10 protein-coding genes and 1 pseudogene are annotated in these 13,603 nt (G+C 54.4%); 5 read left to right on the forward strand and 6 right to left on the reverse strand.

Annotated features, from left to right (window positions below; translation table 11 throughout):
- The first annotated feature begins 8 nt into the window (after nucleotides 1-8).
- The 4 genes from OA238_RS09615 to OA238_RS09630 all read left to right on the forward strand — a co-directional run bounded on the left by OA238_RS09615 (nucleotide 9) and on the right by OA238_RS09630 (nucleotide 4,370).
- Nucleotides 9-1,043, forward strand: coding sequence for a LacI family DNA-binding transcriptional regulator (locus OA238_RS09615; RefSeq protein WP_015495015.1), 1,035 nt, complete (start codon nucleotides 9-11; stop codon nucleotides 1,041-1,043).
- Between the two features lie 134 nt (nucleotides 1,044-1,177).
- The gene (locus OA238_RS09620) at nucleotides 1,178-1,912 is read left to right on the forward strand and encodes a sulfite exporter TauE/SafE family protein (protein ID WP_044036592.1); all 735 of its coding nucleotides are present in this window, start codon (nucleotides 1,178-1,180) and stop codon (nucleotides 1,910-1,912) included.
- 328 nt (nucleotides 1,913-2,240) lie between these two features.
- Complete coding sequence (locus OA238_RS09625; RefSeq protein ID WP_015495017.1) at nucleotides 2,241-3,155, forward strand: tyrosine-type recombinase/integrase; 915 nt, start codon at nucleotides 2,241-2,243, stop codon at nucleotides 3,153-3,155.
- A gap of 6 nt (nucleotides 3,156-3,161) precedes the next feature.
- The gene (locus OA238_RS09630) at nucleotides 3,162-4,370 is read left to right on the forward strand and encodes an IS91 family transposase (protein ID WP_015495018.1); all 1,209 of its coding nucleotides are present in this window, start codon (nucleotides 3,162-3,164) and stop codon (nucleotides 4,368-4,370) included.
- Between the two features lie 400 nt (nucleotides 4,371-4,770).
- On the opposite strand, the gene OA238_RS09640 is transcribed toward OA238_RS09630, so the two are convergent.
- Complete coding sequence (locus tag OA238_RS09640; protein ID WP_044036596.1) at nucleotides 4,771-5,526, reverse strand: AbiU2 domain-containing protein; 756 nt, start codon at nucleotides 5,524-5,526, stop codon at nucleotides 4,771-4,773.
- A 585-nt stretch (nucleotides 5,527-6,111) separates the two neighbouring features.
- On the opposite strand from OA238_RS09640, the gene OA238_RS09645 reads away from it, so the two are divergent.
- Nucleotides 6,112-7,182 (forward strand): flavin monoamine oxidase family protein, encoded by a 1,071-nt coding sequence (locus OA238_RS09645; protein WP_015495020.1) that lies wholly within the window; start codon nucleotides 6,112-6,114, stop codon nucleotides 7,180-7,182.
- Nucleotides 7,183-7,824: 642 nt separating this feature from the next.
- On the opposite strand, the gene groL is transcribed toward OA238_RS09645, so the two are convergent.
- The 5 genes and pseudogenes from groL to cynS form a co-directional block, all read right to left on the reverse strand.
- Complete coding sequence (gene groL, locus OA238_RS09650) at nucleotides 7,825-9,459, reverse strand: chaperonin GroEL (protein WP_015495021.1); 1,635 nt, start codon at nucleotides 9,457-9,459, stop codon at nucleotides 7,825-7,827.
- Between the two features lie 44 nt (nucleotides 9,460-9,503).
- Nucleotides 9,504-9,791, reverse strand: coding sequence for a co-chaperone GroES (locus OA238_RS09655; RefSeq protein ID WP_015495022.1), 288 nt, complete (start codon nucleotides 9,789-9,791; stop codon nucleotides 9,504-9,506).
- An 826-nt stretch (nucleotides 9,792-10,617) separates the two neighbouring features.
- Nucleotides 10,618-11,857, reverse strand: a pseudogene (locus OA238_RS09665) (IS91 family transposase).
- A 15-nt stretch (nucleotides 11,858-11,872) separates the two neighbouring features.
- Complete coding sequence (locus tag OA238_RS09670) at nucleotides 11,873-12,778, reverse strand: tyrosine-type recombinase/integrase (protein ID WP_015494990.1); 906 nt, start codon at nucleotides 12,776-12,778, stop codon at nucleotides 11,873-11,875.
- 368 nt (nucleotides 12,779-13,146) lie between these two features.
- On the reverse strand, nucleotides 13,147-13,596 hold the full coding sequence (gene cynS / locus OA238_RS09675) for a cyanase (protein ID WP_015495023.1): 450 nt from the start codon (nucleotides 13,594-13,596) through the stop codon (nucleotides 13,147-13,149).
- Nucleotides 13,597-13,603: the final 7 nt, after the last annotated feature.

A 13,603-nucleotide genomic window follows, 5' to 3' on the forward strand; every position in this document is an offset into this window, starting at 1 on the left:
CACATCAAATGACGCATCGTTTTCCACTTAAAGAAATTGCGAGACAGTCAGGTCTCAGCACCGCGACGGTTGACCGTGCGATAAACAATCGCGCGAACGTCAGCCCGCAAACCAAGGCACGTGTTGCCGCAGCCATTTCCGAACTTGAAGGACAAGAGGTGCAATTGACCGCCCGTGGGCGACGTCTGTTTTTTGATTTTGTCATCGAAGCGCCAACGCGCTTTAGCCGTGAAGTACAGCAGGCCGCTGAACAGGTTTTACCACGTATCGGGAGCGCCGTGTGCCGTCCAAGGTTCCAAGCGCAGGAGATTATGAGCGAAGACGATGTCACCGTGGCTTTGTCGCGCATCGCCAAACGTGGCAGCCATGGCGTGTGCATCAAAGCGCGTGATCTGCCGGCAATTAGGGCGGCGGTGGATCAATTGATCGCATCAGGCATTCCTGTGGTCACGTTGGTTACTGACCTGACCACGACGAAGCGCATTGCCTATGTCGGCCTTGATAATCAAAGCGCAGGTCGCACGGCGGCCTATTTGATTGCGAAAACAGTCGGCGACAGTGCAGGAACAGTCCTGACCTCAAGAAGTAATGATCATTTTTTGGGGGAGGAAGAGCGAGAAGTGGCGTTCAATGCGACCCTGACCCGACTGTGTCCAAACCTGCGCATCATTGATGCAAGTGGGGGCAGCGGCGTGCATTTTGAAACATCGCGTATCATGCAAAGTATTGTCACAGGTCTGGACCAAATGCGTGCCGTATATTCGATGGGCGGCGGCAACACGGCTATTTTGAATGCCCTCGAACAGAACGGGTCACTGCCTGATATTTATGTGGCCCACGATCTGGACAACGACAACAGACGGTTAATCGAAGATGGCCGTCTCAGTTTTGTTCTGCACCATGACCTTCGCGTTGATTTACAAAACGTGTTCCAAGCCTTCTTGCATCATCACAAGCTTACGCCCGCTCCGCTTTACACCACAATGTCTCCTATTCAGGTCGTTACGCCCGAGAATATTCCACCTCACAGCAGACGTCTTTAGAAATAGACACTTGAGCGAGTTGATATGCTTCGCCTCGGTATCATCGGCATGGGGGCTGAGATGACCACTGCATTCTTTTTCCTGTGATCAAACCCGACTTTGGTAATTAACTTAAATCAAGATAGGCCTACTGAATGCTAGATAATTTTTTACCTGAAATTGGACCGTGGGTGGTTTGTGCCATCACGGTTTTCATTGGCACACTTATTCAACGGTTGTCGGGCGCAGGTTATGGGATGTTTGCCGCACCTGTTATGGCGCTTGTCGCCCCAGAATGGGTGCCCGGAACGGTTATCCTTGTTGGGTTCATCATTGGCTCAGGCGCTATGCTTAACACTCGAGATTCCGTCGAATGGAAAGACTTGCCACCCGGCTTTGCAGGTCGAATTTTGGGTACAAGCATTGCCGCCTACATCGCCACGGCTGTTGTCGGGACCGATGCCTTGGCAATCATTGTGGGTCTTGTTGTGTTGTTTGCAGTCAGCCTGACACTGTTTGGTACAACATTTCCGATTTCCAAACCCTCTCTCTTTATTGCTGGTGGAGTTGGCGGCGTCATGGGAACACTCACAGGCATCGGTGCGCCCCCAATGGCGATCCTCTATTCCAACGTTGAAGCGCGAAGATCAGCCGCGACACAGAACGCTTTCTATGGTTTTGGCACCCTAATCTCAATAGTGGCGCTTTCGGTCGCCGGGGTTCTCACCCTGCCACAACTCGCGTTTGCGGCCTCGCTCGCACCGCTAGTACCAGTAGCTTTGAGGACGTCGCGACCTTTAGCAACTCGTTTTGAGCGCGGTGCAATTCGGCCATGGGCGCTTGGGCTGGCGACCGTGTCAGCATTGGCGTTGCTCGCACGCAGTCTGTAAACAGCAAGCCAATAGCGGCCCTTGGCGCATCGGAAGCGAAAAGGCGCTGAGTCTGCACAGCAGACCTCTATGCAAAGCGCAGCGAAGGTCCGCAATCCGCCCTTCATGTAGAAATGTGCATGGCGCAGCATTTGTCACGAACGGCCCTTAGGGGACCTTCGACCGGCCCGCAGCGAACGGCAGGTCTGGGCCCGAGCACTAAATCGCTTCGCGATAGGGGCGCTTGTTTTGGGCGTTGCGCTGAGGTGGGATTTGTTTCGCTTTTTGTGATGTTGGGTGTGTGCTGTTGGTCGAGGTGATTTTGCCTCGATTGACAGAGGGTTTTCCCATGAACATTCAACAACCGACACCAATGACGCCCCTTCGTGCGCGCATGATCGCGGATATGTCAGGGCGCAATCTCGGCCCTGCGTCCCAGTCCAGCCACCTGCGCGCCTGCAAGCGTTTTGCGGCTTGGCTCGGGCGGTCTCCGGAGACTGCCACGCCAGACGATGTGAAGTATTTCCAGCAGTATTTGGTCGAGAGCGGCGTCAGCATTTGCACGCGAAACCAGACGATGACTGGCGTCAAGTTTCTGTTCCGCGTGACCCTGAGACGTCATGATCTCGTGGCTGAGATTTTTCACCTTAAAGAACCGGTAAAGATACCGCTGGTTCTCAGCAAGAAGGAGATCAAGCGCATCTTGGCCATGGCCCCCAGTCTTAAGGCACGGGTGATGTTGTCGCTGGCCTATGGCTGTGGGATGCGCGCAGGCGAAGTTGTGCGGCTCAAGGTCGGCGATATTGATAGCGATCAGGAGATCATCCGCATCGTGCAATCGAAGGGGCGCAAGGATCGCAACGTCATGCTGCCGTCCGATATCTTGGGCCTGTTGCGTCAGTGGTGGAAAGAGCGCCCCACCGGTCAGGATAGAGATGTTCCTGCACCCGAGCGGAACCTGTTTCCCGGCTATCGCAGCAAGCACCTTTCGTCGCGACAGATATCGCGGCTGTTCAAACAGACTGCGCAGGAAGCTGGGATCACAAAACCTGTTACGTTGCATACACTTCGTCATTCTTTCGCGACCCATTTACTGGAACGCGGCGTCGATATCCGGGTGATCCAAGCCTTGCTCGGGCATTCCAAACTGACAACTACTGCGCGCTATGCCAGTGTTGCCACCGGCATGATTGCGGCGGTGGACAGTCCGCTGGATGATCTGAATGGGGCCAAGCGCAAGAAGGGGAAGCCTAAGCCTTCATAGGCCGTCATGCCCGATTCATCACTGGAGGTTGCGGATATTTTCCGCGCCCATGGTGCTGCTTGGCGTGCGGCAAACAAGGGGCACATCAGCCTGAACCAGTTCAAAGTCATGAGTGCGATTGAGCGTTGCCGCACGGCGGCGCTTGGCGGACATGTCGCGCGCTGCGCCGACTGCACACACGAGCACATCGCCTATAACTCATGCCGCAATCGTCACTGCCCAAAATGTCAGGCTGGTGCAGCCAAGACATGGCTGGCAGCACGTGAGGCCGAGCTGCTGCCCGTGCGGTATTTCCATCTGGTCTTCACACTGCCCAAGCAGATTGCCGACATCGCGCATCAGAACAAACGCGAGATCTATAATCTGCTGATGCGGGCAAGTGCGGACACGGTTATCAAGATTGCTGCTGATCCGAAGCATCTGGGTGCCAAGGTTGGTATCACGTCGGTTTTGCACACTTGGGGCTCGGCTATGACCCATCACCCCCATGTCCATATGATCGTCCCGGGCGGTGGCCTGTCTACGGATGGTTCAAAATGGATCAGCTCCCGCAAGAACTTCTTCCTGTCCGTCCGAGTTCTGTCCCGTCTATATCGCCGTCTCATTGTGGAAGGCCTGACCAAGCTGCACAAAACCGGGAAGCTGCAATTCTTCGGTGAACATGCGGGCCTTATTGATCGGAATACCTTCGACGCATTTCTCAAACCCCTGCGCCAAATCGACTGGGTCGTTTACGCCAAAGAACCCTTCGCCGGGCCCAAATCCGTGTTGACCTATCTGTCGCGCTACACGCACAGGGTGGCAATATCCAACAGCCGTTTGATCCGTTTCGATGCGCGCAGCGTCACCTTCCGCGTCAAAGACTACCGTCTTAAAGGCGCGGGTCGCCACACCACCATGACGCTGGCGACGTCAGAGTTCATCCGCAGGTTCCTGATCCACGTTTTGCCCAGAGGCCAGCACCGCATCCGACATTATGGGTTCTATGGGAATAGCAACCGCGCGGCCAATATCGCGCGGATCCGGCAACTGCTGGGGGCCATAACCCCTCACAAGGAGCACGATAAAGGAAACACCATCAACGATGCAGATGACCCTCCTCGTGTTCTGGCTCTGCCTTGCCCATGTTGTGGCGGGCAATTGATAATCGTCGACACAATCGCACCCGCCCAGCACCCCAGAGCGCCGCCAAAAACACACAGGGCTGCAGCATGACGCGCGCACCACACATTACGAACAACACTCTCAGTCGTTCGCTATATCTCCTGCGAACCAATCGGCATGCTTTGATCAAGCGATCAGTGTGGCAAAACATGGTGACGCCGACAAAATACCGTGAGTTTCAACCAACAGCAGGCAAAACCGGCGCTGCGCTTAACTCAATGCGCCCCGCCAAACTGGCCTGTCAGCTCCGGGCGAAAACACACGCAATGCGCAAATCCCCATAGCAACAATCGATCCACCCAGACCAACCCCGCGATTTCCCGCTTGAGCGCTTCTCCGACGCCAGGCAATGTTCCGCGTCACCCAAACCTCGCGCGTGGCGTCCGAGAAACCTACACCGCAGGCGGCGTTTATTTGGCGGGATACGGCGATGTCTGCATTCGAAACTACGCTAAGCTTTCGTATCATCGGGCAATTCGAAATTCAGATTGTCCCAGAACTCACTTGCGTTCCGACGCTGAATTTTTTCGAGGCCCTCCCAATCGAAACCTGCACCATTCAAAGCAAGGTGAAGCTGATTAACTGCACATTTCGCGTGCTGGATCGCGCGGTTTTCCATTCCGAGCATGAAGCTGATCTGTGTGCCGTTTCGAGTGCTGTCCGTAAGGTTGTGAGCAATGAAATTATCTCTAAATGGTCGAAGATGATCCTTGATGAGCAGACGTTCGGCACGACCTACAACCTTCTGCGCGACGCGCACTCTGCGATACACGAGCTGCTCTTCTTTACGACCTCGCTCGTCGCTGTACTTCTTACAGTGATCGGCCAGCAACTTTCTGATTTCGGGGTCATCTTCCGGAGTCAATCTGCGCGGCTCGCCCTGATTTGCATGGTAACGGTATGTTTCGCGTGCGACTTTGCGAACTGTCTTCTTGTTTGAAATCGCGCGAATAACTGTATGCAGACTGACACGATCATTCGCCGCTTTGTCAAACAAGGAACACGCACGAACAACAGAGAAATATAGCAACGTGTTTTGCAAATCTTTAAACGCAAGCGCAGCGTAGGAACGGGGTATTTGACCGACGAGACGCGATGAGTAGACCACGTGCCGCGTGTTCTCGTTGGCAGCTTTAGCCGCAATCACCAGATCAGTCAGTTTGTTCGTGTAATGTTTCGCCAGTTCAATCTGATCATCTTCTGCCATCGCTCTTCACCTGCATTTCCTTTAACGCCGTTGTATCAGTTCGTTCATCCTCAGTTCAGAGTTGTGCCAGATAAAATTGGGATGAGCCGCCGCATCATTATCGATGCAACGCACCCAAACATTCCTACTACTTGAAGGAATTTGCTACAGTTAGATTAGACTATTTTGTCCTGCTTAACAGACCTTCGCTCACCCTGTCGCGAAAGTCCGGTTCCCGCCCTTTGTGGCAGAATTTAACGTGTAATCTTGAAGTGTTTGGGTCCTTTGCGAGCCTTTCCCTCACAGGGGAAATGCACACCCCGTTAGATTCAAAACAGGTATTATTATTTGCTCTGGAGATATGGTTCTTGTTGTTGTTTTTGGTGAAGTGACCAAGCTCGCGGTAGCAACGGCTTTGTTGTTGCACAAATCAGGTTGAGGTGAGGTTTGGCCTTTCCGAGCAACATTTGCGTTGGTCGCTCCGGTTTCTAAGGAGTTGTGGGCCTGAATTGATCCTTTGTGGGGTTTGCATAGGCCACGCGAATGCTGCATCCGGCGGTCATTGGAGTTGGTTTCTGCTTCTGTCACAATCGTTGAGGTGAAATTTTGGACATAGTCGTTATTGGTGCAGGCCTGTCTGGGCTGACGGCAGCAGCAATACTTTGCGATGCTGGCGCCAAGGTTCAAGTCCTCGAGGCCAGCACGCACATCGGGGGCCGAATTCGCGCGCTGCGTGATCCTGTCAGCCAGCACGCTCTTGCCGATCTCGGCCCGACCTGGGTTTGGCCAAAGTATCAACCCGTAGCCGCGCGATGGCTCGAAAAACTTGGTTTGTCGACTTTCGAACAATTTAACGAAGGGGATGCCGTGATCCTTGGATACGGTCCGGCTCCGGTTCGCCAGCCTATGCCTGGGCAGGATGGTATGGTTCGCATCGTCGGCGGTCCGACGGCCTTGATTGAAGCCCTCGCCAACCGAATTGGTGATGCTAACATTCGGACATCGGTTTCGGTCACTGGAATTTCTGAGGTTGGAGAAAAACAAATCGCCGTTCAGCTTGGTTCAGGTGAAGTCGTCATCGCGCAAAAGGTGATTGTCGCGGTTCCGCTTCGGGTCGCCGCCTTGACCTTTAACCTTCCTTGGGCGCCATCGGACCTAATCGATGCAATGCTCAGCACACCAACCTGGATGGCTACTCACGCCAAAGCCGTGGTCCTTTATGAGCGCCCTTTCTGGCGAGACGCTGGGCTGTCCGGTAGGATTGCAAGTCGCAGCGGGCCGCTGATCGAGGCGCACGACCATACTGGCGTCGACCTCACTTCTGCAGCGATATTTGGTTTTGTCAGTTGGTCGCCGGAACAACGGCGAAACGACCCTGAAGGTCTCAGGCAGGCCATTTTGGATCAGCTTTCCGAATGTTTTGGAAAAGCGGCGCTATGTCCCACAAAGCTTGTCGTTGAAGACTGGGCAGCGAACCCTCGTATCGTGACAGACTTGGACGTCTCCCACCCCGCCGCCCATCCTGACGTCGGCCCCGCCGTGCTCAGACAACCGCATCTCGATGGCCGAGTTCGGTTCGCTGTGTCGGAGGTATCGGAATTGAGCCCTGGTCTAATTGAGGGCGCACTTGCGATTGGCGAGAGCGTAGCTGCGGAAGTGTTTGGAACGAGAGCTTAGTGGACCAGCCACGGTTTAGTGCCGCCCCAAGTGCTCGCTTGAACCACCTTCCGTTCGAAAGTGACAGGGCTTTCCCAACCCAGTGCTGAGTGGAGGCGACGCGGGTTGTAAAAGCCGTTGATGGGCTTTTTTGCACAAATCCCACCACTAGGATTCACCACAAAAATCCACCGTTATAGCTGCTCATATCCGCCAGCTACGAAGATGGATTCACAATATGAATCCCGTCAGTCCTTTCGTGCGACAAGGCCAATCAGGTGCAAAACATGCTTGTCCCGAACTGCTAAAATCTTGTGCTTAGCGGTTAGATGTTGGGCTAGTTAGGGCAGGGGGCTCACTGCCCCATTGCAGTGCGGCATTCGACAACAAGGGCGGAAACCGGACCTTCGCTGCAGTCTGCATGAGTGACCGCTCAGCCGGACAAAGTGAGCTTTCGCTGCGGGCGCATCAATGGCAGGTTCCAGAATAATGAAACTAATTGCCTTGAGGTCGACGACCAGAAACTAGACGGTCTTAGTCGACCGTCAATCCAACTTTTTACCTGTGAAAATTTACTCCAAAAAATGTAAATCTCTTATCGTTTATCGGCGACGAATGGGTCTGGCCTGCAAACTTCCATCTGCAGGCCATGACGGCGGTCGTCTACATCATGCCGCCCATTCCGCCCATGTCAGACATGCTGCTGCCACCAGCCTTGGACGGTTTGTCAGCTATCATCGCCTCAGTGGTGATCAGCAATCCCGCAACCGATGCGGCATATTCAAGTGCAATCCGAACGACTTTGGTCGGGTCGATAACACCGGCCTTCAACATATCGCCGTATTCCTCTGACTGCGCATCATAGCCAAACGTCTTGCTGCTGTTCGCAACGATCTTTCCGGCAACAACCGATCCATCGACGCCGGCATTTTCTGCGATCTGGCGCAGGGGTGCATGAAGTGCCTTGCGAATGATGGCGATACCGGCCACCTGATCCGCATTATCCCCTTTGAGACCTTCCAGAATCTTACCGGCATGCACCAATGCGACACCGCCACCTGGTACAACGCCCTCTTCAACGGCTGCACGGGTTGCGTTCAAGGCGTCATCGACGCGGTCTTTGCGCTCTTTCACTTCGATCTCAGTGGCACCGCCAACTTTGATCACCGCAACGCCGCCTGCGAGCTTTGCAAGCCGTTCTTGCAGCTTTTCCTTGTCGTAATCAGAGGTGGTATCTTCAATTTGCGCGCGGATCTGAGTAACGCGTGCAGCGATTGCCGCCTTGTCACCGGACCCATCGATCACGGTTGTCGTGTCTTTGGTGATCGTGATCTTCTTAGCGTCGCCAAGCATGTCCATCGTGACATTCTCTAGTTTGATGCCCAGTTCTTCGGAAATCACCTGTCCGCCAGTGAGGATAGCAAGGTCTTGGAGCATCGCTTTACGGCGATCACCAAAACCGGGGGCTTTGACGCCAGCAACCTTCAGGCCACCGCGTAACTTGTTCACGACCAGCGTAGCAAGTGCTTCGCCGTCGATATCCTCCGCGATAACCAAAAGCTGTTTGTCCGCCTTCATGACCGCTTCAAGCAAGGGAACCATTGGTGCTAGGGATGTCAGCTTTTTCTCATGAAGCAAAATGACACAATCTTCCAAGTCCGCTGTCATCTTGGCGGGATCCGTGACGAAGTATGGGCTAAGGTAGCCGCGATCGAACTGCATGCCCTCGACCACTTCTGTCTCTGTCTCTAGGCCCTTGTTCTCTTCAACCGTGATGACGCCTTCGTTGCCGACCTTCGCCATCGCGTCCGCGATCTGTTGACCGATTGCTGCTTCGCCATTGGCAGAGATAGTGCCAACTTTCGCGATCTCAGCCGTATCGCCCACGGGTCGAGACATTGCTTTAACCTCGGCCACAACTGCAGCCACAGCCTTGTCGATACCGCGCTTCAGGTCCATCGGGTTCATTCCGGCGGCGACCGCTTTCATTCCTTCTTTGACGATGGCTTGTGCCAGAACTGTCGCGGTAGTCGTGCCGTCACCGGCCTCATCATTGGTGCGCGATGCTACATCCTTGACAAGCTGTGCGCCCATATTCTCAAACGGGTCTGAGAGCTCGATTGCTTTGGCGACCGTGACACCATCCTTGGTGATACGCGGCGAGCCATAGGACTTGTCGATGACCACATTGCGGCCTTTGGGACCGAGTGTAACCTTTACGGCGTTGGCGAGAGTGTTGATGCCCTTAAGCATACGGTCACGGGAGTCCGTGCTGAATTTGACGTCTTTTGCAGACATGTCGGTATTCCTAATTTAAAAATATGGAAAAAGAGGTGCGAGGTTCAGGCCATGATGCCAAGAATGTCGCTCTCCTTCATAATCATCAGTTCTTCGCCGTCGATCTTAATTTCAGTACCGGACCACTTTCCGAACAAAATTTTGTCGCCAGCTTTGACGTCCATTGCGATGCGTGCGCCTGCGTCGTCTTTTGCGCCAGCACCGACTGAAACAACTTCACCTTCTTGAGGTTTTTCTTTTGCGTTGTCGGGGATGATAAGGCCGCCTGCAGTCTTTTCGTCACCGTCGATGCGGCGAACCAAGACACGGTCATGTAGGGGGGTAAACGACATGGAAATGTTCCTTCTGAAGATTTCCGGGAATGGGTGGCATGCTTAGAGACTCATTGGCACTCGCCACACCTGAGTGCCGATGTATGAGAATTGGGCACATCGAAATGCGGTTACAATGGGTCGCCGAATTTTATTTCTTCTTGGCGACTTATTAGAAAATTGCGCGCCCCAATGTCCAATCTGACAGTCTTACTTTACCTTCATCTCCGCTATCGCCACCCTGAGCTTAATGGCGTGTACAACTTTGGCACTGTGCTGGGTCGCGATCAGCGGCTAAAAAATTTCGCGGCGTGAAGGCGTTGTGTTGTCATCAGCATATGCAGCCTGTCAGACGTCAGCGCCTATGGGTCCAAATAGGGTAATTTGATAAGAGAGTGTTCTGGGCTAGTCGTCAAAGCCGTTATTGGCTGCAATGCAGAAAAACTGCAAAACCGGCTCTCTCCTGCCGTTCGCCGCGATGTTCACGAATGACCGCTCTGGTGTAGGTTTCTCGGACGCCACGCGCGAGGTTTGGGTGACGCGGAACATTGCCTGGCGTCGGAGAAGCGCTCAAGCGGGAAATCGCGGGGTTGGTCTGGGTGGATCGATTGTTGCTATGGGGATTTGCGCAATGCGTGTGTTTTCGCCCGGAGCTGACAGGCCAGTTTGGCGGGGCGCATTGAGTTAAGCGCAGCGCCAGTTTTGCCTGCTGTTGGTTGAAACTCACGGTATTTTGTCGGCGTCACCATGTTTTGCCACGCTGATCGCTTGATCAAAGCATGCCGATTGGTTCGCAGGAGATATAGCGAGCGGCCGAGGGTGTCGTTCGTGATGTGCGGTGCGCGCGTCATGCAGCAGCCCTTTGTGTTTTTGGCGGCGCTCTGGGATGTTGGGCTGGTGCGATTGTGTCGACGATTATCAACTGCCCGCCACAACATGGGCAAGGCAGAGCAAGAACACGAGGAGGTTCATCTGCATCGTTGATGGTGTTGCCTTTATCGTGCTCCTTGTGAGGGGTTTTGGCCCCCAGCAGTTGCCGGATCCGCGCGATATTGGCCGTGCGGTTGCTATTCCCATAGAACCCATAATGTCGGATGCGGTGCTGGCCTCTGGGCAGCACGTGGATCAGGAACCGGCGAATGAACTCATTTGTGGATCAGGAACCGGCGAATGAACTCATTTGTGGATAAGGACATGGTCGTGTGGCGGCCCGCACCTTTGAGGCGATAGTCCTTGGCGCGGAAGGTGACGTTTTGCGCATCGAAACGGATCAACCGGCTGTTTGAAATGGCAATCCGATGTGTGTAGCGCGATAGGTATGCCAGCACCGCTTTTGGCCCGGTGAAGGGTTCTTTGGCGTAGACCACCCATTCGATTTTACGCAGCGGTTGCAGGAAAGTGTCAAAGACATTTCGATCTGCAAGGTTTGTGAGATCGCCGAAGAATTGCAGTTTCCCGGCCTTATGCAGCTTGGCCAGCCCTTCCAGAATGAGCCGCCGATACAAGCGGGATAGAACGTGGACAGACAGGAAGAAGTTCTTGCGGCAGGCGATCCATTTTGAACCATCTGTCGAAAGCCCTCCCCCCGGCACGATCATATGGACATGGGGGTGGTGGGTCATCGCCGAGCCCCAAGTGTGAAGGACCGACGTTATGCCAACCTTTGCCCCCAGATGTTTAGGATCAGCGGCGATTCTGACCACAGTGTCCGCGCTTGCCCGCATCAGAAGATTATAGATCTCGCGTTTGTTCTGATATGCGATGTCAGCAATCTGCTTTGGCAAGGTGAAGACCAGATGGAAATACCGCACAGGCAGCAGTTCAGCCTCACGTGCCGCAAGCCATATCTTCGCTGCACCCGCCTGGCATTTTGGGCAGTGACGGTTGCGGCATGAGTTGTAGGCGATATGCTCATGCGCGCAGTCGGCGCAGCGCGCGACATGACCGCCAAGCGCCGCGGTTCGACAGCGCTCAATCGCACTCATGACTTTGAACTGGTTCAGGCTGATGTGTCCTGCGTTTGCGGCACGCCAAGCAGCACCATGGTCACGGAAGATATCCGCGACCTCCAGTGATCGACTGGGCATGGTGGCCTATGAAGGCTAAGGCTTGCCCTTCTTCCGCTTGGCTCCATTCAGATCATCCAGCGGACTGTCCACTGCCGCAATCATGCCCGTGGCAACGCTGGCATAGCGCGCAGTAGTTGTCAGTTTGGAATGCCCGAGCAAGGCTTGGATCACCCGGATATCGACGCCGCGCTCCAACAGATGGGTTGCAAAACTGTGCCTCAACGTGTGCAGCGTGACCGGTTTGGTGATCCCGGCTTCCCGCGCGGTCTCTTTAAATAGCCGCGATATCTGTCGCGCTGAGAGGTGTTTGCCGCGATAGCCGGGAAAGAGGACCCGCTCGGGTGCAGGAACATCCTTGTCCTGACCGGTCGGCCGTTCTTTCCACCAGTCGCGCAGCAGGCTCAAAATATCGACAGGCAGCATGACGATGCGATCCTTGCGCCCCTTCGATTGCACGATGCGGATGATTTCCTGATCGCTATCGATATCACCAACTTTGAGCCGCACGACCTCGCCCGCACGCATCCCGCAGCCATAAGCCAGCGACAACATCACGCGCGCCTTCAGGCTCGGAGCCATAGCCAGAATGCGTTTAATCTCCTTTTTGCTCAGCACCAGTGGCACTTTCACCGGTTCCTTCAAATGGAAGATCTCGGCCACAAGATCATGCCGTCGAAGGGTCACGCGGAGCAGAAACTTGACCCCTGTCATCGTTTGGTTTCGGGTGCAGATGCTGACGCCGCTCTCGATCAGGTGTTGTTGGAAATACTTCACATCGTCTGGCGTGGCCGTCTCTGGCGAGCGCCCTAACCAAGCCGCAAAACGCTTACAGGCGCGCAGGTGACTACTCTGTGATGCAGGGCCGAGATTGCGCCCTGACATATCGGAAATCATGCGCGCACGAAGGGGCGTCGTTGGTGTCGATTGTTGAATGTTCATCGGAATATCCTCTGTCAATCGAGGCAAAATCACCTCGACCAACAGCACACACCCAAAATCTAGAATCGCGCAACAAATCCCTGTTAAGCCCTACACCCGCAGCAAGCGCCCCTATCGCGGAGCGATTTAGTGCTCGGGCCGTTAGTTACAGATGCTGCGCCACGCACATTTCGACATGAAGGGCGGATTGCCGACATTCGCTGCGCTTTGCATAGAGGTCCGCTTCGTGGGACACACGGCCCTTCGCCAGAGTTCGCTCGAGCTTATTTTCAAATGATTGTCGTCTCACTTTCTGCCAGAGCCTGACCTTGAGCCAACGTCCTTATGAACCAGCGTAAATTAAACATTGGGCGTTTATCGCACATGTTTCACCAGCTGTTGTATCCCAGATATTTCCCCGACATCTCAACTTTGACGCGGTCGCCTTTAGGGTTTTCGACGCGGGTAACGGACATATCAAAATCAATCGCAGACATGATGCCGTCACCAAATTTCTCCTGAATCAGCGCCTTGAGGGTCGGCCCATAAACACCAACGATTTCATAGAAACGGTAGATGCAGGGATCGGTCGGCACCGCCTGTTCCCAAATCTTGGTCGGGCTTTCGGACAGCACGCTTTCTGCTTCTTGTGGCAGGCCGATTGTGCTGACCATTAAAGCCGCTTGCTTGGGCGGAAAGGCGTTCATGCCCATCGCCGCAGAATGGGTCCAGACTGGCGACATACCAATTTTTTCGGCAATGCCTTCCCATGTCATCCCAGCGGTTTTCTTGGCCGAAAGTATCATTGCTGTGACGTCTTCTTTGGTCATGTCGCTCATCTGTGGG

The organism is Octadecabacter arcticus 238, assembly GCF_000155735.2.
In the GTDB taxonomy this organism is placed as follows: domain Bacteria; phylum Pseudomonadota; class Alphaproteobacteria; order Rhodobacterales; family Rhodobacteraceae; genus Octadecabacter; species Octadecabacter arcticus.